We start from the raw sequence: 21,101 nt of genomic DNA, 5'->3' as shown, positions 1-21,101 counted from the left end.
GGGTCAGCCCTTCTCGGGCGGCTCTGGGGGAAGGGTCTGGTCGCCTGCCGTGGGGTTGGCGCCGGCGAACAGGCGCATGCGTTCCAGTACGGCCTCCGCCGTCGGGCGCTCCATCTCGTCCACGATGCGTCCGTCGCCCAGGAAGAGCACCAGGTCGGAGTGGGCGGCGGCGCCCGGGTCATGGGTGACCATCACGACGGTCTGCCCCAACTGGTCCACGGCCTCGCGCAGGAACCCGAGGACCTCCAGACCGGCCCGCGAGTCGAGGTTGCCGGTCGGCTCGTCCGCGAAGATCAGCTCCGGCCGGGAGGCGAGCGCGCGGGCGCAGGCGACGCGCTGCTGCTGGCCGCCGGAGAGCTGGGAGGGCCGGTGCTTCAGCCGGTCCCGCAGCCCCAGGGTGTCGATGACCTGGTCCAGCCACTTCTCGTCGGGCTTCTTGCCCGCGATGTCCATGGGCAGGGTGATGTTCTCTGCCGCGTTCAGGGTCGGGATGAGGTTGAACGACTGGAACATGAACCCGATCCGGTCCCGCCGCAGCCGGGTCAGCTCGCGATCCTTGAGCCCGGTGATCTCGGTGTCGCCCAGCCAGACCTGCCCCGCGGAGACGTTGTCGAGACCCGCCAGGCAGTGCATCAGTGTGGACTTCCCGGAGCCCGAGGGCCCCATGACCGCCGTGAAGCGGCCGCGCGCGATGTCGACGTCCACCGAGTCGAGGGCCAGCACGGTCGTCTCTCCCGAGCCGTACGCCTTGGTCAGGCCGCGGGCGCGGGCCGCGACCCCGTCCGCCGACGCGGGGCCCGGGACGTACGGGGCAGGTGCTGTGGACAAGACCGCCTCCTCACGGAACGCACGCAAAGACACTCATCCCCGCCGAGCGTAATGTGATCCACCACACACCGGGTATCCCTCCGAGGTCCCGGTCGCTCTCCGCCCCAGGTCGGGCCCCCGATATCGATGTAAGGGGCACTCTCCCGCGTGGGGGCGCTCTCCCGCTGTGTGGCGAAGCCCTTGCCGGTGCTAGCACTACCGCGCTAGCTTCTAGGTATGGCGAAGACCCAGTTGAACGTGAGAGTGGACGAGGGGACAGCTCGCGCCGCCCGCGAGCGCGCCCTGTCCCGCGGCATGAGCGTCAACCGCTACATCGAGGAACTCGTCAAGCAGGACACCGGCGAGGTCGGCCATACGTTCGTGGAGGCCGCCGCCGATTTCATGAAGCAGTACGAGTCGGTGTTCGTCGAGGAGTTCGGCGCGGACCGCGAGGGCTCCCGCGAAGGTGGCCACTGATCCGTTGAACGAACTGAACATCGACCTCGCCTGGCTGCTCATGCTCGCCGAGAAGAGGACGCCGGGGGACCCCCAGGTCGCCGACTGGGGAGCCCTCGTCGCCGCCGTCGCACGCCATGAGGCCCGGATATTCGACGTCCCCGTATACGACAGCCCGCACGCCCGAGCGGCCTCCCTGCTCCAACTGCTGCTCCACGTCCCCGCGTTGGAGCGCTCCAACGCCATGTTCGCCTCGGCCGTCGCCTACGCCTACCTCGTCGCCAGCGGCCTCAAGGTGGTCACCTCGGCCGAGCGGGTGCGGGACCTTGCCCGGCTGGTGAAGAGCGGCGAGGCCACGGTGCACGACATCGCGCAGGAACTGCGGCAGTGGAGCGTGTGACCACGCCCATGGGCCGGCGACCGGACCGGCGGAGCCGGTGACTACTCGCTGACCGGCGGCCGCCACGCCGTGCCGAGGAAGCAGTACGACGAGGGGAGCGTCGGCCCGTTCTCCGGCATCATCACCCGCCGGTAGGGGCCGAGTTCGAAGCCGGCCTCCCTGAGCGAGGCGACCGGGTCGCGGGACACATGGCAGCCGCCGCTCACCAGCGGCCACACCGTCCGGTCCAGCGCCCGCTGCGTGAGGTGCATCGCGCGCCCGCCGCCCCGGCCGTGCTCGAAGAACCGCACGACACCCCCGGGCCTGAGCACCCGCCGTACCTCACCGAGCGCCCGCGGTACGTCCCGGACACTGCACATCACCAGCGACAGCACCACCGCGTCGAAGGCCTCGCTCTTGACCGGCAGCGCCTCCGCCGCGCCCGGCACCACGTCCACGGGCACCTCGGCGCGCAGGGCGGAGTCCACGGCCATCGTGCGCAGCAGGCGTTCGGGTTCGATGGCGACCACCTCCGAGACGGAGCTCGGATAGTGGGCGAAGTTCAGACCGTTGCCGGCGCCGATCTCGATCACCCGGCCGGACAGCCCGGCCAGCAGCCGGTCGCGGATGTCGGCCATGCCCATCCGGGTCTCGGCGTTGACGCTGATCCGGGCGTAGAAACGGGCGAACAGCGGATGGTGCACGGCATCCCGTGACACCTTGCCGGAACCGGCGGACCGCAGGGCCATGGGGACCTCCCGGGCAGGACACGACTCACCCTGATTGTCCCCACTTACGGGGCCCGCGCACCCCCGCTGTTCGCTCCGACCGCCTTCCGGGCGGCCCGGGCTCAGCCGATGAAGTCCCGGACCTGCTCGTACACGCCGTGGTCGTTGTTCATGTCGGTGTGCGAGACGCACCCGACCTCGACGTTCGTCGCGCCGCTCAGGATCGCGGTCGTGTCGGGCGTGAGCGCGTCGTCGCAGTTCGACCAGTAGCTGGCGTACGACACACTGCCCGGGGTCTCGTCGCCGGAGTTCAGCGAGGTCAGGAACGAGCTGCCGGTGTTCATCTCCGCGCAGGAGGTGTACAGCCACGCACACCATGAGGCGGTGGACGTGCCGTGGTTCACCCCGGCGGTCGAGACGAAGTCGTCGACGTACGACGTCCCGCCGAGGTTCTTGAGGTAGTAGCGGGCGCTGAGTGTGCCCATCGAGTGGACGACCAGGTCGACCTTCGAGGCGCCGGTCCGGGCGAGCACGTTTCTGATCTCGGTCGCGAGCTGCTGGGCGGTGGTGACGTTCGACTGGGCCCAGTCGTACGACCAGGCGTCCAGCTCGGCGGCGGCGTAGCCGTCGGCCTCGAAGTAGCCGGCCCAGTCGTCCCAGCTACTCGCCGAGCTGCTCAGGCCGTGCACGAAGACGACGGGGTTGTGGGTGGCGGCCTGCGCGGGTGTGGGGGAGAGGGACAGTGCCAGAAGGAGCGAGGTGGCCAGGGCCGTGAGACCCGTGGCGATGCGACGCGTGGAGCGCTGCATGATGCCTCCTGAAACGTGTGGGGTTGTCAGGAGTGTCGAGCCGGGTCTACGCGCGCCGCATCGGTGAAATCGCCGGTCTTTACGATTCAAGTAACCCGCCAGTAACGTCATTTGTGTGGTGACTCCGGTGAACCCCCCACCTCTTGACCGCACTTCGCCACCGCAGCGCACGCACGCGTGGCGAGAGCTGGCCGCCACCCTCCCGGAGGGCGTCCGGGTGCGCGTGCTGCGTGCGGTGTACGGCGATCCGCGCGCCGCCGCCGAGCTGGTCCCGCGCCTCACCGACCGCCAGGCGACGGGCGTCGACCCGCTTCCCACCGAGCCGGCCGAACTGGCCCCGATGCTGCTGCGTGAACGCCGGGCGGAGATGCAGGCGTTGCCGGACAACACCCGCCTCCTGCTGCTCCTCGCCGCGGCCGACCAGTACCCGGTCCCCACCGACGCCTTCCTGCGCGCCGTCGTGGCGGCCCGCCTCGACACGCGGTGCCTGGACGCCGCCGAGACGGCCGGGCTCGCGCACTCCGGCGCGGGCGGGGTGGCGTTCCGCGACGCGTGGACCCGGATCGCGGCCTACGAGACGGGCACCCCGGTCGACCGCCGCGACGTCCACCGTCTGCTGGCCCGCGTGCTGCGCGGCGAGGGCGAGACGCCGTCGCGCTCCTGGCACCGGGGCGCGGGCGCGCTCGGCCCCAGCGGACGGCTGGCCGCGGAACTCTCCGCCGCCGCGGGCAGGGCGGCCGGCACGGGGCGCCTGTCGGTGGCGCGGGCGCTGGCGGAGCGGGCCGCAGCCCTGTGCCCCGACCTCTCCGAACAGGCCCGCCTGACGGCCCGAGCCGCCGCCTACGCCTGGCGATCCGGCGACGGTGACCGCGCGCGCCGACTGGCGGCGACCGTCACCGACGACGCACTGACCGGCGTGCTCGCCCTGCGGACGGGAAACGCCACGGAGGCATTCGACGCCCTGCTGACGGGCGCCGGCGCCACGGCCCCGACGGCGTCGGCCCCGACCGCGACCTCCGCCGCCGCGCACGTCCTCGCCCGCGCCACGGAGGCGGCCTCCGCGGAGGCGTGCGACGCCCTGCTGACGGGCGCCGATGCCATCGCCCCGACCGCATCGGCCCCCGCCACCACCCCCACCCCGGCCGCGCGCCCCCTCGCCCCCGCCACCCCGACCGCCTCCGCCACCCAGGCCGCGCACCCCCTCGCCCGCGCAACCCCGGATACCCCGGCCGCGCACCTCCTCGCCCGCGCCACCGAGGCCGCCATCTACACCGGAGACGTACGTCGCCTGCGTGAGGCCGTGCGGGTCGCCGACCGGATCGGTGTCGTGCCGCTCGGCACATTGGGTGGGCTCGTGGCCGCGTTCGACGGGCGGTACGCGGACGCTCGCGACCTGCTGAAGTCGGCCGCCGGGCGCTGCGGCCCCGGCGGTGACCCCACCGTCCTGATCCACGCCGCGATCGCCGCCCTGCTCCTCGGCGACCACACACGCGCGGCCACCGCGACCGTCCGCGCGGCAGCCTCCGCCCGCGCGCGGGGCACGCCGGTGACCGTGCCGCAGGCCATGGAGTTCCGGGCGTACGCCGACTTCTGGACGGGACGCCCCCGGGCCGGCGAGGCCGCCGCGACGGATGCGCTGTGGCTGGCCCACGCCACCGGTCAGGACAACGGCGCCTGCCATCTCCAGGCAGCCCTCGCCATGTTCGCGGCGCTCACCGGGGACGCCGACGTCTGCCGCGAACGCGCCGCGACCGCACGGTCGTACGCCCTCGCCCGTGGCCTCGGCCTGCCCGCCGCCCTGGCCCAGTGGGCGCTCGCCTTCCTCGACCTGAGCAGCGGCCGGTTCGCCGCGGCGGCGGCCCGGCTGCGCGCCCTCGCCGGATTCGGCCCGGGCCACGGCCACCGGGCCATCCGGCACCTGGCCACCCCGCACTACGTCGAGGCAGCCGTCCGCACCGGCGACACCCGGGTCGCCCGCGTGGCGCACGCCGACTACCACCGCTGGGCCGCCGCCGTACGCAGCCCGGACGACCTGGCCCTCAGCGCCCGCTGCCGGGCCCTGCTCGCCCCCGGCGCCGAGGCGGTGGACCACTACCGCACGGCGCTCGACCTGCACTCCCACGGCACCCGCGACTTCGAACGCGCCCGCACGGAGCTGCTGTTCGGCAGCGCCCTGCGCCGACTGCGCCACCGTACGGAGGCACGCGACCGTCTGCACAGCGCCCTGGAGGCGTTCGACTCCTTCGGCGCCCCGCACTGCGCGACACAGGCCCGCACCGAGCTGCGCGCCCTGGGCACCCCGGCCGCCCCTGCGCGGACCGCCCCCGACACACCGACCGCCCGCCTCACGGCCCAGCAACTTCTGGTCGCCCGGATGGCGGCCGAGGGCGCGACCAACCGTGAGATCGCCGTCCGCCTGGCCCTCAGCCCGCGCACGATCGACCACCACCTGCGAGGCGTCTTCACCCGCCTGGGCATCCGCTCCCGCATCGAACTGGTGCGGCTCATCGCCGAGAGCGATGCGAGCGATGCGAGCAACGCCAGTGCGGCACCCTAGACCTGGGAGAACTCACGGGCGAACCCGGCGACATTGCGCGGGCAGGCCCAGATCTCCCGTGTCGTCCGGCTCTCGAACCGGTTGTCCGACTGGTCGCCGGCGTCCCCTTCCGGACGGGCCAGCATCTCCAGCACGCCGAGAAGGTTGTCCAGCTCGTCGTCCTCCGGCATCTCGTCGCACGGATGCTCCTCATGCGCACAGTCCGCCTGCCCGAGAGCACGCTCGACGGCGGCCATCGCCTTCAGCACGCGGGCCTCGGCCGCCGCGTCCGGATCGGCGTGGATCACATAGGGGCCGATGAGCACCAGCCCGAAGGTCCACAGCGCCGTGTCCGGTCCGTCGGCCGCCACGCTCGCCTCCAGGTTTCGCGCACACGCCAGGACCGTCCCCCGGGCGTCGCCGAGGGAGTAGCCCTGCCGGATCTCGTCCCACTCCGCGATCAGGGCGTCCCACTCGGCGGGAGTCGTGGGAGCCGCCGGCGTGGAAGGCGCCTCGTCGTCGTTCAAGTCTTCTACAGCGTCCGCGTTGACCATGATCCTGAGCATGGCATGCGGGTCCGACACTCCGGCCTCAGGGCGTCTCCCGTCCCCGAAACCCCTCCGCGTCCCACGTCCCGAACAGCCGCGGTGCCAGCCAACCCGGCGCCGCCGTACGGAATTCGGCGGGCTCCAGCGCTCCCGCCCCCGCCGGCACCGCACCCAGCAGCGGCGCCCCCGCCACCTCCGGCAGATCCGCGACATTGCACCGCGACGCCAGATCGGCCGCCTCGGGCCAGCTACCGATCACGACACCGAGCAGGTCCAGCCGTCGGCGGCGTAGTTCACGTGCCGTCAGCTCGGTCGTGTTGAGTGTGCCCAGGCCCGCCGTCGCCACCACCAGGACAGGCGCCGCCATCAGCTCGGCCGCGTCGGCCAGGGTGCCGCCCGCCTCGTCGAAACGGACGAGCAGACCGCCCGCCCCCTCCACGAGCACCAGGTCGTGTTCGGTGGCCAGCTTGGCGGCGGCTTCCGCGATCTCGTGCGGGCGCACCGCCGCCCGGCCTGCCCGGCGCGCGGCCGTGCCCGGGGCCAACGGGTCGGGATAGCGCGCGAGTTCGGCGGTCCTCACCCCGCCCGCGAGGCGCGCCACCTCCTGCGCGTCGCCGTCCTCGTCCGGTCGTACGCCCGTCTGCGCGGCCTTCAGCACGGCCACCGACCGGCCCGCGCCGCGCGCAGCCGCGGCGACCGCCGCGGTCGTGACGGTCTTGCCGACCTCCGTGCCCGTGCCCGTGATCACCAGTACCGGCATGTCAGCCCTCCCGTGCCGCCGCGCACACCGCGCGGGCGATCCGTGCGACGTCCGCGTCGCCCGTGACGTACGGCGGCATCGCGTAGACGAGGTCGCGGAACGGCCGCAGCCACACACCCTCGCGCACGGCGGCCGCCGCTGCCGCGCGCATGTCCACCTCGTGGTCGAGCTGGACGACCCCGATGGCGCCGAGGACGCGTACGTCCTTCACGCCCGGAAGGTCCGACGCCGGCGCCAGTCCCTCCCGCAGTCCCGCCTCGATCCGCTTGACCTCGGCCTGCCAGTCCTGCCCGAGCAGCAGCTCGATCGAGGCACAGGCCACCGAGGCCGCCAGCGGGTTGCCCATGAAGGTCGGGCCGTGCGCGAGCACCGGCACCTCGCCGCGCGAGATGCCGTCGGCCACGCGCGCGGTGCACAGCGTGGCGGCCATCGTCAGGTAGCCGCCGGTCAGCGCCTTGCCCACGCACATCACGTCCGGCGTCACACCCGCGTGGTCCGCCGCGAACAGCGCGCCCGTGCGGCCGAACCCGGTGGCGATCTCGTCGAACACCAGCAACACGTCGTGCGCGTCGCACGCCTCGCGCAGCACCCGCAGATACGCGGGGGAGTGGAACCGCATCCCGCCCGCGCCCTGCACGACCGGCTCCACGATCACCGCCGCCAGTTCGTCGGCGTGCCGCTCGATCAGCGAGTGCAGATGCCCGGCGTACGACTCGTCGTACTCGGCCGGCGGCGGGTCCGCGAACACCTGGCGCTGGAGCACCCCGGTCCACAGCTCGTGCATGCCGCCCTCGGGGTCGCACACCGACATCGGCTGCCAGGTGTCGCCGTGGTAGCCGCCGCGCCAGGTCAGCAGGCGCTGCTTGCCGGGGCGGCCCAGCGAACGCCAGTACTGGAGGCACATCTTGACCGCGACCTCGACCGACACCGACCCGGAGTCGGCCAGGAACACATGCTCAAGCCCCTCCGGCGACATATCGACAAGGAGCTTCGCCAGGCGTACGGCGGGCTCGTGGGTGAGCCCGCCGAACATCACATGGCTCATCCGCGCCAACTGCTGCTGCGCGGCCTCGTTGAGCACCGGGTGGTTGTAGCCGTGGATCGCCGACCACCAGGACGACATGCCGTCGACCAGTTCACCCGAGCCGTCCGCGAGCCTCAGCCGCACCCCGCTCGCCGACTCCACGACCAGCGGCTCGCTGCGACCGGGCATCGGGCCGTACGGGTGCCACACATGCCGCCGGTCGAGTTCCAGCAGCTCGGGCACGGTCAGGCCGGGCGCGGCGTGCGGGTCAGGCATTGGGCGCGAGGTCCGTTCCGGCGCCCCGGCGGCGTACGGAGACCAGGTCGGTGCGCGGCTCGTTGGCCGGGGCGGCAGCGGGAGCGGCAGCAGCGGCCGTACCGCACACACCGCCCCCTTCGTGCGACCCGCACCCGGCGCTCTCGTCGGATCCGCAGCCCGCGGCCTCGTGGGACCCGCAGCCCGCGCTCGCGTGCGAACCGCAGCCGCCCCCGGCCGCCTCCGTCCGGTGCTCCGGGAGCGTCACCTGGTCGGTGCCCTCCACCTCGAAGCCGGCGTCGGCGATCATCTCCAGGTCGGCCTTGCCCGCCTGGCCCTCCGTCGTGAGGTAGTCACCGAGGAAGATCGAGTTGGCCAGGTTCAGGGCGAGCGGCTGCATGGTGCGCAGATGGACCTCGCGGCCACCGGCGATCCGTACCTCCACGTCCGGACAGACGAACCGCACCATCGCCAGGATCCTGAGGCAGCGCTGCGGGGTGAGGTTCCACTCCTTGGCCAGCGGGGTGCCCTCGACCGGGATCAGGAAGTTGACCGGCACCGAGTCCGGGTCCAGCTCACGCAGCGAGTACACGACGTCGACCAGGTCCTCGTCGCTCTCACCCATACCGGCGATGAGGCCGGAGCAAGCGGACAGCCCGGCCCCGTGCGCCTTCTGCACGGTGTCGACGCGGTCGGCGTAGGTGTGCGTGGTCGTGATGTCCCCGTACGTCTCCTCGGACGTGTTGAGGTTGTGGTTGTACGCGTCGGCGCCGGCCTCGCGCAGCCGCTCGGCCTGGCCGTCGGAGAGGAGACCGAGACAGGCGCACACCTCGACGCCCTCGTTCTGGTCCTTGATCGTCCTGATGGTCTCGGAGACCCGGTCCACGTCACGGTCGGTCGGGCCGCGCCCGGACGCCACCAGACACACCCGCTTGGCGCCACCCGCCAATCCGGCGGCCGCGGCCTGGGACGCCTGGTCCGGCTTCAGCCAGGTGTACTTCAGGATGCCGGTGGTGGAGCCGAGGCGCTGGGAACAGTAGGAGCAGTCCTCGGGGCACAGGCCCGACTTCAGGTTGACCAGATAGTTGAGTTTCACCCGTCGGCCGAACCAGTGCCGGCGCACCTTGCCGGCCGCGGCCACCACATCGAGCAGGTCGTCGTCGGAAGTGGCGAGGACGGCCAAGGCTTCCTCGCGGGTCGGCAGCTCGCGCCGAAGCCCCTTGTCCACCAGCGTGTTCAGCAGGTCCATGGAAGCTGATCCTGACGTACGGAGGGCGTTCGAGCCAAGGTGAGTTTGCACAACCCTGTCGTTTCGATGTGTGGGTATTGCCACACCGTGGGCGGGCGGCCGTACGGCTAGGGTCTGTCCACTGCCTACAAAAGCGACGTCTGCGGACCGCTCACCAAAGCCCCGGAGGAACCATGGCGTTCGGCTGGATCGACGAGCAGGCGGAGCTGCGCCGCCGCGCCGGGCTCGTACGGACCCTGCGCCCCCGGCCCGCCGAATCGCCGCTTCTCGATCTCGCGAGTAACGACTATCTGGGCCTGGCCCGCCATTCGGAGGTCACCGAGGGTGCGGCGCGGGCCGCGCGGATCTGGGGCGGCGGCGCGACCGGCTCCCGGCTCGTCACGGGCACGACTGAGCTGCACGCCGAGCTGGAGCGCGAGCTGGCCGACTTCTGCGGCTTCGAGGCGGCGCTGGTCCTCTCGTCCGGCTACGCGGCCAATCTCGCCGCGGTCACCGCACTGGCCCCGCACGGCTCGCTGATCGTGTCGGACGCCGGCAACCACGCCTCGCTGATCGACGGCTGCCGGCTGGCCCGGGGCACCACCCAGGTCGTCCCCCATTCGGAGCCGGAGGCCGTGCGCAAGGCGCTGCACACGCACGAGGGCACGGCGGTCGTCGTGTCCGACACGGTCTTCTCGGTCGACGGCGACGCCGCCCCGCTGGCGGAGTACGCCGAGGCGTGCCGGGAGCGCGGAGCGGGACTGCTGGTCGACGACGCCCACGGCCTCGGTGTACTGGGCGACGGCGGCCGTGGCGCCCCGCAGGCGGCGGGGCTCGCGGGCGCCGCCGACGTCGTCGTCACGGTCACGCTGTCCAAGTCGCTCGGCAGCCAGGGCGGCGCCGTTCTCGGCCCCGCCCGGGTGATCGAGCACCTGGTCAACACCGCCCGGACGTTCATCTTCGACACGGGGCTCGCTCCCGCGTCGGCGGGCGCGGCCCTGGCGGCGCTGGGGTTGCTGCGCCGTGAGCCGGAGCGGGCCGCGCGGGCGCGTGCGGTGGCACGCGAACTCCACGCTCGCCTGACCGCCGCGGGTCTGGAGGCGGTACGTCCGGACGCCGCGGTCGTCTCGGTGCGCGCCCCGTCCCCGGAGAAGGCCGTGCACTGGGCGGCCGAGTGCCGTACGGCCGGCCTCGCCGTGGGCTGTTTCCGTCCTCCCTCCGTGCCCGACGGCATCTCACGGCTGAGGCTGACCGCCCGCGCGGACCTCTCCGAGGCCGAGATCGAGCGCGCTGTACGAGTGATCGGCGAGACACGACCATGAGTCGGCGTGACACGGCCCTGCTCGCGCATCGGATGGAACTGATCAGAATCGATCAGGGTTGATCGGATCGGTCAGGGATGTCAGGACTGGAACGCGGCCGTGAAACCCGCCCAGCTCTCGGGGGAGAAGAGCAGCGCGGGTCCGGCCGGGTCCTTGGAGTCGCGCACCGCGAGCAGTCCGGCCCAGGGGCCGGAGTGCGGCCGTGCCGTCTCGACGCAGTTGTTCGCTCCTGTGCTGTAGCTGCTGCGCAGCCATCGCTCACCTGGTAGTTCGGTGCTCGACATGACGTTCCGAGGCAGTGCGGTCATGGTGCCTCCTTACGCGCCGCCACCTAGCGCGGCGATGTAATCCAACGATTCCTCGGGCGAAAGGGCGTGGATCCGAAGGGCGTTGAAGGCCTCCGTGTAGGCCCGGAGGTCTTCTTTCCGTTCGAGATAGAGGCTACTCGTCAAGTGGTCGAGAACAACCACATCCAGATCAGAAGTGCTCGAAAATGAGAAGATAACGAAAGGGCCAGTCAGGCCGATATGCTCACCGGCCCTGAACGGCAGCACCTGAAGGCGGACTTGGGGCAGCCGCGCCGCCTCCATCAGCCGGCTCAACTGCCGCGCCATCACCTCGGGCCCGCCGATCTCCCGGCGCAGCACCGCCTCGTCCAGCACCGCGCTCAGCTTCAGCGGCGGATCCGCGCGCAGCACGTCCTGCCTGGCCAGACGCACCGCGACCAGCGCGTCGAGGCGTTCGTCGGCATCGCCGTCCAGCCCGCCGACCGCGGCCCGGGTCACCGCCCGGGCGTACTCGGGCGTCTGGAGCAGTCCGGGCACCACCGACGTCTCCAGCGTGCGCATCGCCCTTGCCTGGGACTCCAGGCTGATGAAGTCCCGGTACGTCGGCGGCAGCACTCCGCGGTACGCGTGCCACCAGTGGTGCCGGCCACCACCCTCGTCGGAGCCCGCCAACACCAGCAGTAACTCCCGTAGTTGTGCATCCCGTACGCCGTAGACGTCGAGCAGTAACCGCACATCGGCCGGTTTCACCCCGCTGGCGCCGGTTTCGATCCGGCTCACCTTGGACTGGTGCCAGCCCGCCAGCCGGGCCGCCTCACCGCTGGTGAGCCCCGCCCCGGTGCGTAACGCACGCAGTTCTGCGCCCAGTTTCCGGCGACGCACTGCGGGACCGTGCTGCATGGGCTACTCCTTACTCCAACTGAGTCGCCCAAATACGGTCTGCCGTCGCAGAGTTCACCGCTTCGAGCGACAGATATATGCATATCTTGGTGGATCGGCACCCTGACGGCCCTGATAATGGCAGTCTGGCGGCGAAGCACCAGTCCGGGACCGTACTCGAACCATCCTCTCCGTGTCGGACTGCGCTCCCGTTGGGAAAGGGACGACCTCGCCATGGCAGATCATCTGGAAGCATCCGTAACTCTGCCGAGCGATCCCGCTTCGGTCTCCGCGGCCCGGGTCTATGTGCTCACCACCCTCGCGGAATGGGGCCTGCCGCCAGACACGGAAGTCGCCGACACCATCCGTCTGATCGTCTCCGAACTCACCACCAACGCCGTACAGCACACCCTGGGCCAGTCACCCACCTTCACGGTGGACCTCGTGCTCGACCGTGACGAACACCTGCGCATCGGCGTCACCGACAGCCATCCGCGTTTCCCCAAGCGTCTGCCGGCCGCCGTGCAGCAGGACAACGGACGCGGCATGGTCATCATCCGCTGGCTGACCGCGGAGTGCGGCGGCAAGCTGAGAGTGCGCCCCACGCGCGAGGGCGGCAAGACCGTCTCCATCGAACTGCCGTGGACGGTGCCCGCCGCACCGGTCGCCGCCGCGGGACCGCAGGAGTCCTAGCCCTTCACAGCGGCTGCGCCTGCCCGGAGCGGGCGAACGTGCCGCGCAACAGAGCCCGGAAGGCGTCCGCGGCGGGAGCCGCCTCCTCGCCGCGATAGGCGACCGAGATCGTACGGCGCAACTGCCCGCCTTCCAACGCGCGCACCCCCACCGGAGCGACCGACGTGCGCGCCACCATCTCCGGTACGACCGCCACCCCGAGCCCCGCACTGGCCAGCGCGCACACCAGCAGGTACCCCGGCGTCGCCACCACCACCGACGGCATGGCCCCGGCCCCGGTCAGCGCCGCCTCCACACCCCGCCGCGCCGGAGCGTCCGGCGCCATGCTGATCAGCGGCTGCCCGGCGAGCTCGGTCAACGGCAGCCGTGTGGCGCCGCTGGTGAGCACATGGCCCGGAGCGGACACCAGCACCAGCTCCTCGACGAGGATCGGCTCGATGCCGACGGACGCGGGCAGCGGCGTCGGTTCCCCCGGCTCGTAGGTGTGCGTCAGCGCGAGATCGACCTCGCCCGCCGCCACCGCTGCGACACCGGCCGACGGCTCGTAGTCGGCGACCGTCAGCTCCACGTCCGGATGCGCCCGGCGGAAGGCGCTGAGGGCCGGCGGCAGCAGATGGATGCCCGCCGTCTGGAAGGTGCCGAGCCGCAGGGTGCCCCCGGACAGGCCGGTCAGGCGGGCCAGCTCGTGCCGGGCCCGATCCAGCTCGTCGAGCACCAGCCGTGCCCGGGCCACCAGCAGCTCGCCCGCACCCGTCAGCCGCGCTCCTCGGTGGTGCCGTACCAGAAGGGCCGTGCCCGCCTCGCGCTCCAGCTTGGAAAGCTGCTGGGAAAGCGCGGGAGTGGTGTACCCGAGCCGTTCGGCCGCCCGGGTGATCGAGCCCGCCTCCGCGACCGCCACCAGGGCGGCGAGCCGGACCGGGTCGTACATGCGGGCCCTCCGTCCGCCTCAGTCGCATGGCTGCCTTAAGCAATGCTTTAGGACTTCCCATGATATTCGAAATACCTGCTGAAGGCTTGCGCGCGGCAGGCTGGGTCCATGGACGCTCAGCTCATCGCCTTCACCGGGGTCTCCGCCGGCCTGGTCGCCATGCCCGGTGCCGACTTCACCGTCGTCGTACGCAATGCCCTCGTCTCCCGCCGGGCCGGTATCGCCTGCGCGCTCGGGATCGGGGCGGGGCTGCTGGTGCATGTGACGCTGGCGGTGGTGGGGGTCGCCGCGGTCCTCGCCGCCATGCCGGCGCTGTTCCGTGCGCTGCAGGTCGTCGGCGGTGTCTATGTGCTGTACCTGGGCGTGCAGACCCTGCGGCAGCGGCACACCGAAGTGGTGGACGCGCCCGAGGAGTCCGCCGCGCGACCGCTGCGGCAGGGCTTCGTGACCAACGCCCTCAACCCGAAGGCGTCGCTCACGTTCCTCAGCGTGCTGCCGCAGTTCGTGCCCGCGGGCTCTCCCGCGATGCCCAGGACGCTGCTGCTCGCCCTGATCGTGCTGGCGATCGCGCTGGTGTGGTTCCAGGTGGTCGCCCTGCTGGTGGACCGGCTCGGCAGGTGGCTGCGCCGGCCGCTCGCCGCACGTGCGGTCACGCTCGCCACCGGCGCGGCACTGACGGCCTTCGGCGCGGCCCTGCTCGCGGGACCGCTGCTCGCTCTCTGAGGCCCCGGGAACGGTGACGGCGCGTCAGGACGCCGCCACCGTCCCCGGGAAGGTCACTTGACCCGGCCGTACCAGACGCTCCTGGTCCAGATCTTCTGCAACTTGACCACGTCCCCGGTCTTCGGGGAGTGCCAGATCTTTCCCTTCCCGGCGTAGATGCCGACGTGGTAGACGTACGACCCCGAGTGGAAGAACACCAGGTCTCCGGCCTTGCGGTTCTTGCCGGAGATGTGGCGGGTCTTGTTGTACTGCTGGGCAGCCGTGCGGGGCAGCTTCTTGCCCGCCTTCTTGTACGAGTACAGCGTGAGCCCCGAGCAGTCGAACCGGTTCGGCCCGGTGGCGCCCCACCTGTACGGGGAGCCCTTCTTGGAGGCCGCGACCTGAAGTGCCTTCGACGCCGGCGTGGCGGCTTCCGCCTCTGAGGTGAAGCCCGGTGCCACGATCGAGCCGCCCACTGCGGCGATGGTGAGGGCCGAAGCCGTACCGGCCCGGACCATCAGCGACGGGACACGATTGAGCGCAGTCATGCGCAACCCTTCGTCAGCCGCCTGAGAAGGATGACCTGTCGGATTCGGGCTGGCGAAGTTGCCCGGCCGCGTTGCCACGGCTTCACCCCAAGGGTTGCTCGGCTCGAACGAACGTCCGCTCCGGCGACCCGTCTTGCCTGGGTCCTCCACTCCTGCCGATCCACTCCTGTCGACCGGTCATCCGGGCGGCGGCAGGACTCGGCGTCCGCCCGGACCGCCCCGCCGCTGCGGCGGGGGCTTGTCGTCAGACAGGGATCTTGACGCACGGATGAGCGAAATACCCAACGGAATCGGGGGTTTGTGGTGTTACTCACCACTCACCCGTTCGGGTGGGTGGCCCTGTGTTCGAGGGGGTGTCCAGGTGCCCGAGGAGTCCCGGACCAGGGACGGAGCGTCTGATTCCGCCTGGCGGTCATGCCTGTTGCGCAACCCTGACGGCCGCGCAAAAGGAGGGCCGACTACGCCGAAAGGGGGTACGCCGTTTGGTCCGTTTCAGCTCCGTTCCGGACGCCTCGTCAGTGGGTCGGGGCGTCCGGAATCCTGCTGTAGGGGGCGTCAACTGTCGGAGCGCGGGGGAAGCGTGACGCGAGCCGTGCGGCGCTCTCCGTCCAGCACGCGCAACGCACGCGCCAGCGTGGGAGCGTGCAGCTCCGTCTCACCCCGCTGGTGCATCAGCGCCAGCGCGTCCCGCAGCTCGGCCGCCCTGCTCACGAGCGCCTGGGCGGCCCGCAGTCCGCGATAGGTGTCACCGTCCTGCGCCGGGTTGATCCGGCCGAGCAGGTCCACGACGTCGAGATACCGGTCGATCAACTCGCCCTCCGCGCGCGTCAGTGCGGGCAGTGGCGGCAATTCGGGTGGAAGCACCGGCCGCTCACCTCCCTGTCGGCGGAGCGAGCGTTTCCCTGCGGCTGGGGATGATCCGGTCCACCAGTCCGTACTCCAGCGCCTCCTGGGCGTTCAGGATCTTGTCCCGCTCGATGTCCTTCGACACCTGCTCGCAACTGCGCCCGGTGTGACGGGCGAGCATCTCCTCCAGGCGGGCCCGAATCCGCGTCAGTTCGTCGGCCTGGATGGCCAGATCGCTGGCCTGGCCCTCGACCGGCTCGGGCAGCCCCGGCTGATGGATCACCATCCGGGCCCCGGGCAGGGCGAACCGCTTCCCCGGCGTGCCCGCGGCGAGCAGCACCGCGCCGGACGCGCCGGCCTGGCCCAGGCAGATCGTCTCCACGTCGCAGGTGACGTACTGCATCGTGTCGTAGATCGCCGACATGGAGCTGAACGAGCCGCCGGGCGAATTGATGTACAGCGAGATGTCCTGGTCGGGGTCCTTGTGCTCCAGGTACATGAACTGGGCCATCACGTCGTTCGCCGAGGTGTCGTCGATCGGCGTGCCGAGAAAGACGATCCGCTCCTCCAGCAGCTTCGAGTACGGATCCTGCGTCCTGACTCCGGAACTCGTGCGTTCGGTGAACTCGGGCAGTACATAGCGGGCTGACGGTCGGGTCATGGCTCACGCCTCCCTTGCCGGGGTGCCTGTAAAAAATGTACAGGACGTACATGACGTAATGTGGGGAGCATGGCCTACGAGATTCCGGTGACGCAAGCCAGGGCTGAGCTCGCCGATCTGATCAATCGCGTGGTGTACGGCGGTGAGCGCGTCGTCGTGACGCGCCACGGCAAGCCCCTCGTTGCCCTTGTCTCCGCCTCTGACCTCGAACGACTGGAAAAGCTCGGGGAGCCGTCGGAGCTCGCCGAGGATCAGGTGATCAGCGCGGTCTCCAGCGTCCGCGAGGTCGCTTCCGCTCCCCGCGAACGGCAGCGCTTCGGCATCGCCGCCGAGCATCGCCGGTCGAGCCCCTCCTAGTACGGGCCGCCACCGGCTCCGGACATGACGAGACCGTGCACCCCCGTCCGCTACAGCGGGGGTGCACGGTCGGTTCGGTGTGACCGCGGGCGGTGTTCCTCGTGCGCCGGCCGATGGTCAGCCGACGGTGGTCAGTTCCCGCTCCGGTGCGGGCACGCTGCCCGTCGCGCGCGCCTTGAGCGTGCTCCCGAGCAGTACGGCGCCCAGGCCCAGCGCGGCCCACCAGGTCAGGGTCATGGCCGGGCCGATCGCCGCCGCGCCGTCGAAGAAGGACACCGAGCGCAGCAGGGTCGTCCCCGCCCCCGGCGGCAGCCACTGACCGATCGCGCCGACCGGCTCCGGCAGCATCTGCGGTGCCGAGGCGGCTCCCGAGAACGGGTTGCCGATCAGCATGATCGTGGCCGCGGTGACGCCGATGCCGGCGGTGCCGACGAGGGCGGCGAGCCCCGCGACGGCCGCGCTCACGGCCAGCGTCGTCAGGGCGAACACCCCGGCCTCCGCCCACCAGTCCCCGGCGAGCACCCCCAGCCAACTGTGCGCGATCGACGCCGCGACCACGCCGATCAGGGTGGCGACACCGGCCAGGGCGCCGACGGCGCGGATGCCGCGCAGCCCGAGCAGGGTCACCGCCGCACCCGCCGCCATGCCGGCCAGGGCGAGCGGCAGCACGCTGGAGGTCAGGGCCGCGCCGCGCGGGTCGTTCTCCGGCGCGGCCACGACGTCGACGGTCTTGACCTGGGCGCCCTCGGCGGCGGCCTGCCGGGCCACCGCCTGCTGGAGGAGCTGGGCGACGGCCGGGCTCGCCGCCGACGCGGTCAGCAGCTCCGGGCCCTGGGGGGTCACCACGACGGCGCCGTATACGGTCCGGTCCTCGATGGCCTCGCGGGCGGCCGCCTCGTCGGCGTAGCGGTGGATGTCGAAGGCGCCCTCGTGCCGGCCGAGCTGCTGCTCCACCTGTGCGGTGGCGGCGGCCGGTCCCGCGACGCCCAGCGGCAGGTCGCGCGGAGCGGTGCGAGCGGCCGGCCAGGCGAAGGCCCACAGGGCGAGGGCGGCGAGGAGCGGAACGAGGACGACGACCGCGACCAGGCGCCGGGACGCGGCGTTCCTGGGTGGCGTAGCGGACCGGGTGGACATGGGGGCTCCCTGAGGAAACTAAAAAGAATGATCGTTCGTTTTCTCTGTGTCACCACCGTGCTCGCAGCAGCCCGTCCTTGTCAAGAAGGAATGTTCGTTTTAGTTTTGGAGCATGGCCCGCGTATCCCAGGAACACCTCGACGCCCGCCGCCGGCAGATCCTCGACGGCGCCGCGATCTGCTTCGCCCGCAACGGCTTCCACGCCACGTCCATGCAGGACGTGCTGAAGGAGGTCGACCTGTCGGCGGGGGCGGTGTACCGGTACTTCAGCGGCAAGGAGGAGCTGATCGGCGCGATCGTCGCCGAGGTGCTCGGCTCGGTCCGCGAGGCCTTCGAGGAGGCGGCGCGGCAGAGCCCGCCCCCGCCACCGGACGAGCTCGTCGCCTCGGTCCTCGGCCGGACCCTCGCCGCCCGCGAGTCCCTCGTCGTCGACGGCAGGCCCGCCTTCCCGCGGCTCGTCGTCCAGGTGTGGACCGAGACGCTGCGCAACGAGGACCTGGCGGCCGTCCTGCGCGAGGGCTACCTCTCGGTGCGCGCGGCCTGGGCGCAGATCGTCGAGGGCTACCAGAAGGCCGGGATGATGCGGACCGACGTGCAGCCGGACCACGTGGCCCGCACGATGATCGCCGCCGTGCTGGGCTTCATCGCCCAGCAGTCCCTCTTCGGGCCCGCCCCGGTCGAGGTGCTGCGGGACGGACTGCGGGCGCTGACGAGTATGCGTGACGACGACGGCACGACCGGTGGATCACAGCTTGGTTAACGTCCCCGAAACGCGGTCCAACTAGCCTGCCGATCCACGCCACCAGGCACTTTTGCCCGGTGGCCGCGGCAACCGGACCCCGCACGGTCCGGAGCGAGGACTGTGAGGTGGGACGTGCAACTGACCCCGCACGAGCAAGAGAGGCTGCTCATCCACGTGGCGGCCGATGTCGCCGACAAGCGCAGGGCCCGCGGGCTGAAGCTGAACCACCCCGAGGCCGTCGCCCTCATCACGTCGCACATCCTCGAGGGCGCACGGGACGGCCGTACGGTCGCCGAGCTCATGTCCTCCGGACGCAAGCTGCTCACCCGCGACGACGTCATGGAGGGCATCCCCGAGATGATCCACGACGTCCAGGTCGAGGCGACCTTCCCCGACGGCACCAAGCTGGTCACCGTCCACGACCCGATCGTCTGAGGGGGCCTCGATGATTCCCGGAGAGATCCTGTTCGCCGACGGGCCGATCGTCTACAACGAAGGCCGCGCGGTCACCCGGCTCACCGTCCTCAACGCCGCCGACCGGCCCGTCCAGGTCGGCTCCCACTACCACTTCGCCGAGGCCAACCCCGGCCTGGACTTCGACCGCGCGGCGGCCCGCGGCAAGCGGCTGAACATCGCCGCCGGCACCGCCGTGCGCTTCGAACCCGGCATCCCCGTCGACGTCGAACTCGTCCCGCTCGCCGGCGCCCGTGTGGTGCCCGGACTGCGCGGGGAGACCGGAGGTGCCCTCGATGCCTGAGATCTCCCGCGCCGCGTATGCCGACCTGTTCGGCCCGACCGCCGGTGACCGCATTCGGCTCGCGGACACCGACCTGCTGGTCGAGATCGAGGAGGATCGTTCCGGCGGTCCCGGACTCGCCGGGGACGAGGCCGTGTTCGGCGGCGGCAAGGTCATCCGCGAGTCCATGGGCCAGTCGCGGGCCACGCGTGCCGAAGGCACCCCGGACACCGTCATCACCGGTGTCGTGATCATCGACCACTGGGGCATCGTCAAGGCCGACGTCGGCATCCGCGACGGCCGGATCACCGGCATCGGCAAGGCGGGCAACCCCGACACCATGGACGGGGTGCACCCGGACCTGGTCATCGGCCCCGAGACCGAGATCATCGCGGGCAACGGACGGATCGTCACCGCCGGCGCCATCGACGCGCACGTCCACTTCATCTGCCCCCAGATCGCCGACGAGGCGCTGGCCTCCGGCATCACGACGCTCATCGGCGGCGGCACCGGACCCGCCGAGGGCTCCAAGGCGACCACCGTCACGCCCGGACCCTGGCATCTGGCCCGGATGCTGGAGGCGATGGAGGGCCACCCCGTCAACTTCGGTCTGCTGGGCAAGGGCAACACCGTCTCCCACGAGGCGATGCTGTCCCAGATCCGCGGCGGCGCGCTCGGCCTGAAGCTGCACGAGGACTGGGGCTCCACCCCGGCCGTCATCGACGCCTCGCTGACCGTCGCCGACCGGACCGGCATCCAGGTCGCGATCCACACGGACACCCTGAACGAGGCCGGCTTCGTCGGCGACACGCTCGCCGCCATCGCCGGCCGGGGCATCCACGCCTACCACACCGAGGGTGCGGGCGGCGGACACGCGCCGGACATCATGAGCGTCGTCTCCGAGTCGCACGTGCTGCCGAGCTCGACGAACCCGACCCGGCCGTTCACCGTCAACACCGCCGAGGAACACCTCGACATGCTGATGGTGTGCCACCACCTGAACGCGGCCGTGCCCGAGGACCTCGCCTTCGCCGAGTCGCGGATCCGGCCGTCGACCATCGGGGCCGAGGACATACTCCACGACCTGGGCGCGATCTCGATCATCTCGTCGGACTCGCAGGCCATGGGGCGCGTGGGCGAGGTCGTCATGCGGACCTGGCAGACCGCCCATGTGATGAAGCGGCGGCGCGGTGCGCTGCCGGGGGACGGGCGGGCCGACAACCAGCGGGTGCGGCGATACGTGGCCAAGTACACGATCAACCCCGCGCTCGCGCAGGGCCTCGCTCGTGAGATCGGCTCCGTGGAGACCGGCAAGCTCGCCGACCTGGTGCTGTGGGAACCGGCGTTCTTCGGTGTGAAGCCGCAGCTCGTGATCAAGGGCGGGCAGATCGCCTACGCGCAGATGGGCGATGCCAACGCGTCCATCCCGACGCCGCAGCCGATCCTGCCCCGGCCGATGTTCGGCGCGATCGGACGGGCACCGGCCGCGAACTCGGTCAACTTCGTCGCCCCGCTCGCGATCGAGGACGGGCTTCCGGAGCGGCTCCGGCTCGGCAAGCGGTTCGTGGCCATCGACTCCACGCGCGCGGTCACCAAGGCCGACATGCGGGAGAACGACGCGCGGCCCGACGTACGGATCGACCCCGACAGTTTCGCCGTGCACATCGACGGGGAGCTGGTGGAGGCCACACCCGCCGCCGAACTGCCCATGGCACAGCGGTACTTCCTCTTCTGAC

25 protein-coding genes and 1 riboswitch are annotated in these 21,101 nt (G+C 71.5%); of the genes, 11 read left to right on the top strand and 14 right to left on the bottom strand.

Annotated elements, in window-relative coordinates:
• Positions 1-3 precede the first annotated feature (3 nt).
• A complete protein-coding gene (locus tag ACZ69Q_RS14135) occupies positions 4-828 on the bottom strand; it encodes an ABC transporter ATP-binding protein (protein WP_471041287.1) in 825 nt (274 codons plus the stop codon).
• 216 nt (positions 829-1,044) lie between these two features.
• Here ACZ69Q_RS14135 and ACZ69Q_RS14130 point away from each other — a divergent pair, with 216 nt between their 5' ends.
• The gene (locus ACZ69Q_RS14130; RefSeq protein ID WP_471041285.1) at positions 1,045-1,284 is read left to right on the top strand and encodes a toxin-antitoxin system HicB family antitoxin; all 240 of its coding nucleotides are present in this window, start codon (positions 1,045-1,047) and stop codon (positions 1,282-1,284) included.
• A gap of 4 nt (positions 1,285-1,288) precedes the next feature.
• Positions 1,289-1,663: a fic family toxin-antitoxin system, toxin component gene (locus tag ACZ69Q_RS14125; protein ID WP_471041284.1), complete on the top strand. Its 375-nt coding sequence runs from the start codon at positions 1,289-1,291 to the stop codon at positions 1,661-1,663.
• A 41-nt stretch (positions 1,664-1,704) separates the two neighbouring features.
• Here ACZ69Q_RS14125 and ACZ69Q_RS14120 read toward each other — a convergent pair whose 3' ends face one another.
• On the bottom strand, positions 1,705-2,391 hold the full coding sequence (locus ACZ69Q_RS14120; RefSeq protein WP_471041282.1) for a class I SAM-dependent methyltransferase: 687 nt from the start codon (positions 2,389-2,391) through the stop codon (positions 1,705-1,707).
• A 101-nt stretch (positions 2,392-2,492) separates the two neighbouring features.
• Positions 2,493-3,179 carry an esterase/lipase family protein gene (locus ACZ69Q_RS14115; protein WP_471041280.1) on the bottom strand — a complete coding sequence of 229 codons (687 nt, stop codon included), beginning with the start codon at positions 3,177-3,179 and terminating at the stop codon, positions 2,493-2,495.
• 115 nt (positions 3,180-3,294) lie between these two features.
• On the opposite strand from ACZ69Q_RS14115, the gene ACZ69Q_RS14110 reads away from it, so the two are divergent.
• Entirely contained in the window at positions 3,295-5,736 is a 2,442-nt protein-coding gene (locus ACZ69Q_RS14110) for a helix-turn-helix transcriptional regulator (protein WP_471041278.1), read from the top strand.
• On the opposite strand, the gene ACZ69Q_RS14105 is transcribed toward ACZ69Q_RS14110, so the two are convergent.
• The 4 genes from ACZ69Q_RS14105 to bioB are packed head-to-tail and all read right to left on the bottom strand — an operon-like array spanning position 5,733 to position 9,551.
• On the bottom strand, positions 5,733-6,269 hold the full coding sequence (locus ACZ69Q_RS14105; protein WP_471041276.1) for a hypothetical protein: 537 nt from the start codon (positions 6,267-6,269) through the stop codon (positions 5,733-5,735). The genes ACZ69Q_RS14110 and ACZ69Q_RS14105 overlap by 4 nt on opposite strands.
• Before the next feature lie 37 nt (positions 6,270-6,306).
• Positions 6,307-7,023, bottom strand: a complete 717-nt coding sequence (gene bioD, locus ACZ69Q_RS14100; protein ID WP_471041274.1) for a dethiobiotin synthase — start codon at positions 7,021-7,023, stop codon at positions 6,307-6,309.
• Between the two features lies 1 nt (position 7,024).
• Positions 7,025-8,323, bottom strand: coding sequence for an adenosylmethionine--8-amino-7-oxononanoate transaminase (locus ACZ69Q_RS14095; protein WP_471041272.1), 1,299 nt, complete (start codon positions 8,321-8,323; stop codon positions 7,025-7,027).
• A complete protein-coding gene (gene bioB / locus ACZ69Q_RS14090) occupies positions 8,316-9,551 on the bottom strand; it encodes a biotin synthase BioB (protein ID WP_471041270.1) in 1,236 nt (411 codons plus the stop codon). Before bioB ends, ACZ69Q_RS14095 begins: the two co-directional genes overlap by 8 nt.
• Positions 9,552-9,724: 173 nt before the next feature.
• On the opposite strand from bioB, the gene ACZ69Q_RS14085 reads away from it, so the two are divergent.
• Complete coding sequence (locus ACZ69Q_RS14085) at positions 9,725-10,852, top strand: 8-amino-7-oxononanoate synthase (RefSeq protein WP_471041268.1); 1,128 nt, start codon at positions 9,725-9,727, stop codon at positions 10,850-10,852.
• An 80-nt stretch (positions 10,853-10,932) separates the two neighbouring features.
• Here ACZ69Q_RS14085 and ACZ69Q_RS14080 read toward each other — a convergent pair whose 3' ends face one another.
• The gene (locus ACZ69Q_RS14080; protein WP_471041266.1) at positions 10,933-11,160 is read right to left on the bottom strand and encodes a DUF397 domain-containing protein; all 228 of its coding nucleotides are present in this window, start codon (positions 11,158-11,160) and stop codon (positions 10,933-10,935) included.
• Between the two features lie 9 nt (positions 11,161-11,169).
• Complete coding sequence (locus ACZ69Q_RS14075) at positions 11,170-12,039, bottom strand: helix-turn-helix domain-containing protein (protein ID WP_471041264.1); 870 nt, start codon at positions 12,037-12,039, stop codon at positions 11,170-11,172.
• Positions 12,040-12,252: 213 nt separating this feature from the next.
• Between ACZ69Q_RS14075 and ACZ69Q_RS14070 the strand changes: the two genes are divergently transcribed.
• Entirely contained in the window at positions 12,253-12,711 is a 459-nt protein-coding gene (locus ACZ69Q_RS14070) for an ATP-binding protein (protein ID WP_471041263.1), read from the top strand.
• A gap of 4 nt (positions 12,712-12,715) precedes the next feature.
• On the opposite strand, the gene ACZ69Q_RS14065 is transcribed toward ACZ69Q_RS14070, so the two are convergent.
• Positions 12,716-13,639 carry a LysR family transcriptional regulator gene (locus ACZ69Q_RS14065; protein WP_471041261.1) on the bottom strand — a complete coding sequence of 308 codons (924 nt, stop codon included), beginning with the start codon at positions 13,637-13,639 and terminating at the stop codon, positions 12,716-12,718.
• Between the two features lie 108 nt (positions 13,640-13,747).
• Here ACZ69Q_RS14065 and ACZ69Q_RS14060 point away from each other — a divergent pair, with 108 nt between their 5' ends.
• The gene (locus ACZ69Q_RS14060; protein WP_471041259.1) at positions 13,748-14,362 is read left to right on the top strand and encodes a LysE family translocator; all 615 of its coding nucleotides are present in this window, start codon (positions 13,748-13,750) and stop codon (positions 14,360-14,362) included.
• A gap of 53 nt (positions 14,363-14,415) precedes the next feature.
• Here ACZ69Q_RS14060 and ACZ69Q_RS14055 read toward each other — a convergent pair whose 3' ends face one another.
• The 3 genes from ACZ69Q_RS14055 to ACZ69Q_RS14045 all read right to left on the bottom strand — a co-directional run bounded on the left by ACZ69Q_RS14055 (position 14,416) and on the right by ACZ69Q_RS14045 (position 16,396).
• The gene (locus ACZ69Q_RS14055) at positions 14,416-14,889 is read right to left on the bottom strand and encodes a C40 family peptidase (RefSeq protein ID WP_471041258.1); all 474 of its coding nucleotides are present in this window, start codon (positions 14,887-14,889) and stop codon (positions 14,416-14,418) included.
• Positions 14,890-14,892: 3 nt separating this feature from the next.
• Positions 14,893-15,025, bottom strand: a riboswitch (cyclic di-AMP (ydaO/yuaA leader).
• Between the two features lie 419 nt (positions 15,026-15,444).
• Complete coding sequence (locus ACZ69Q_RS14050; protein ID WP_471041257.1) at positions 15,445-15,753, bottom strand: hypothetical protein; 309 nt, start codon at positions 15,751-15,753, stop codon at positions 15,445-15,447.
• 7 nt (positions 15,754-15,760) lie between these two features.
• A complete protein-coding gene (locus ACZ69Q_RS14045; RefSeq protein WP_471041256.1) occupies positions 15,761-16,396 on the bottom strand; it encodes an ATP-dependent Clp protease proteolytic subunit in 636 nt (211 codons plus the stop codon).
• 69 nt (positions 16,397-16,465) lie between these two features.
• On the opposite strand from ACZ69Q_RS14045, the gene ACZ69Q_RS14040 reads away from it, so the two are divergent.
• Entirely contained in the window at positions 16,466-16,753 is a 288-nt protein-coding gene (locus tag ACZ69Q_RS14040; RefSeq protein ID WP_471041255.1) for a type II toxin-antitoxin system Phd/YefM family antitoxin, read from the top strand.
• A gap of 117 nt (positions 16,754-16,870) precedes the next feature.
• On the opposite strand, the gene ACZ69Q_RS14035 is transcribed toward ACZ69Q_RS14040, so the two are convergent.
• Positions 16,871-17,887, bottom strand: coding sequence for an ABC transporter permease (locus ACZ69Q_RS14035; RefSeq protein WP_471041254.1), 1,017 nt, complete (start codon positions 17,885-17,887; stop codon positions 16,871-16,873).
• A 112-nt stretch (positions 17,888-17,999) separates the two neighbouring features.
• On the opposite strand from ACZ69Q_RS14035, the gene ACZ69Q_RS14030 reads away from it, so the two are divergent.
• From ACZ69Q_RS14030 to ACZ69Q_RS14015, 4 genes are all read left to right on the top strand, one after another.
• Positions 18,000-18,647 (top strand): TetR/AcrR family transcriptional regulator, encoded by a 648-nt coding sequence (locus tag ACZ69Q_RS14030; protein WP_471041253.1) that lies wholly within the window; start codon positions 18,000-18,002, stop codon positions 18,645-18,647.
• A gap of 114 nt (positions 18,648-18,761) precedes the next feature.
• The gene (locus tag ACZ69Q_RS14025; protein WP_030958538.1) at positions 18,762-19,064 is read left to right on the top strand and encodes an urease subunit gamma; all 303 of its coding nucleotides are present in this window, start codon (positions 18,762-18,764) and stop codon (positions 19,062-19,064) included.
• Between the two features lie 10 nt (positions 19,065-19,074).
• The gene (locus ACZ69Q_RS14020) at positions 19,075-19,386 is read left to right on the top strand and encodes an urease subunit beta (protein WP_471041252.1); all 312 of its coding nucleotides are present in this window, start codon (positions 19,075-19,077) and stop codon (positions 19,384-19,386) included.
• Positions 19,379-21,100 carry an urease subunit alpha gene (locus ACZ69Q_RS14015; RefSeq protein WP_471041251.1) on the top strand — a complete coding sequence of 574 codons (1,722 nt, stop codon included), beginning with the start codon at positions 19,379-19,381 and terminating at the stop codon, positions 21,098-21,100. The genes ACZ69Q_RS14020 and ACZ69Q_RS14015 overlap by 8 nt, the downstream gene beginning before the upstream one ends.
• Position 21,101 lies beyond the last annotated feature (1 nt).

It is taken from the genome of Streptomyces sp. NPDC036764 (assembly GCF_055609385.1).
Note: the sequence above shows the minus strand (reverse complement) of the source record. Positions and strands in the feature narration are given on the sequence as shown.

Coding starts and splice junctions, on each gene's coding strand:
- ACZ69Q_RS14105 (WP_471041276.1), bottom strand. CDS start 6,269: ATGGTCAACGCGGACGCTGTAGAAGACTTGAACGACGACGAGGCGCCT.
- ACZ69Q_RS14020 (WP_471041252.1), top strand. CDS start 19,075: ATGATTCCCGGAGAGATCCTGTTCGCCGACGGGCCGATCGTCTACAAC.
- ACZ69Q_RS14120 (WP_471041282.1), bottom strand. CDS start 2,391: ATGGCCCTGCGGTCCGCCGGTTCCGGCAAGGTGTCACGGGATGCCGTG.
- ACZ69Q_RS14070 (WP_471041263.1), top strand. CDS start 12,253: ATGGCAGATCATCTGGAAGCATCCGTAACTCTGCCGAGCGATCCCGCT.
- ACZ69Q_RS14030 (WP_471041253.1), top strand. CDS start 18,000: ATGGCCCGCGTATCCCAGGAACACCTCGACGCCCGCCGCCGGCAGATC.
- ACZ69Q_RS14075 (WP_471041264.1), bottom strand. CDS start 12,039: ATGCAGCACGGTCCCGCAGTGCGTCGCCGGAAACTGGGCGCAGAACTG.
- ACZ69Q_RS14060 (WP_471041259.1), top strand. CDS start 13,748: ATGGACGCTCAGCTCATCGCCTTCACCGGGGTCTCCGCCGGCCTGGTC.
- ACZ69Q_RS14045 (WP_471041256.1), bottom strand. CDS start 16,396: ATGACCCGACCGTCAGCCCGCTATGTACTGCCCGAGTTCACCGAACGC.
- bioB (WP_471041270.1), bottom strand. CDS start 9,551: ATGGACCTGCTGAACACGCTGGTGGACAAGGGGCTTCGGCGCGAGCTG.
- ACZ69Q_RS14065 (WP_471041261.1), bottom strand. CDS start 13,639: ATGTACGACCCGGTCCGGCTCGCCGCCCTGGTGGCGGTCGCGGAGGCG.
- ACZ69Q_RS14055 (WP_471041258.1), bottom strand. CDS start 14,889: ATGACTGCGCTCAATCGTGTCCCGTCGCTGATGGTCCGGGCCGGTACG.
- ACZ69Q_RS14095 (WP_471041272.1), bottom strand. CDS start 8,323: ATGCCTGACCCGCACGCCGCGCCCGGCCTGACCGTGCCCGAGCTGCTG.
- ACZ69Q_RS14085 (WP_471041268.1), top strand. CDS start 9,725: ATGGCGTTCGGCTGGATCGACGAGCAGGCGGAGCTGCGCCGCCGCGCC.
- ACZ69Q_RS14115 (WP_471041280.1), bottom strand. CDS start 3,179: ATGCAGCGCTCCACGCGTCGCATCGCCACGGGTCTCACGGCCCTGGCC.
- ACZ69Q_RS14040 (WP_471041255.1), top strand. CDS start 16,466: ATGGCCTACGAGATTCCGGTGACGCAAGCCAGGGCTGAGCTCGCCGAT.
- ACZ69Q_RS14130 (WP_471041285.1), top strand. CDS start 1,045: ATGGCGAAGACCCAGTTGAACGTGAGAGTGGACGAGGGGACAGCTCGC.
- ACZ69Q_RS14035 (WP_471041254.1), bottom strand. CDS start 17,887: ATGTCCACCCGGTCCGCTACGCCACCCAGGAACGCCGCGTCCCGGCGC.
- ACZ69Q_RS14015 (WP_471041251.1), top strand. CDS start 19,379: ATGCCTGAGATCTCCCGCGCCGCGTATGCCGACCTGTTCGGCCCGACC.
- bioD (WP_471041274.1), bottom strand. CDS start 7,023: ATGCCGGTACTGGTGATCACGGGCACGGGCACGGAGGTCGGCAAGACC.
- ACZ69Q_RS14080 (WP_471041266.1), bottom strand. CDS start 11,160: ATGACCGCACTGCCTCGGAACGTCATGTCGAGCACCGAACTACCAGGT.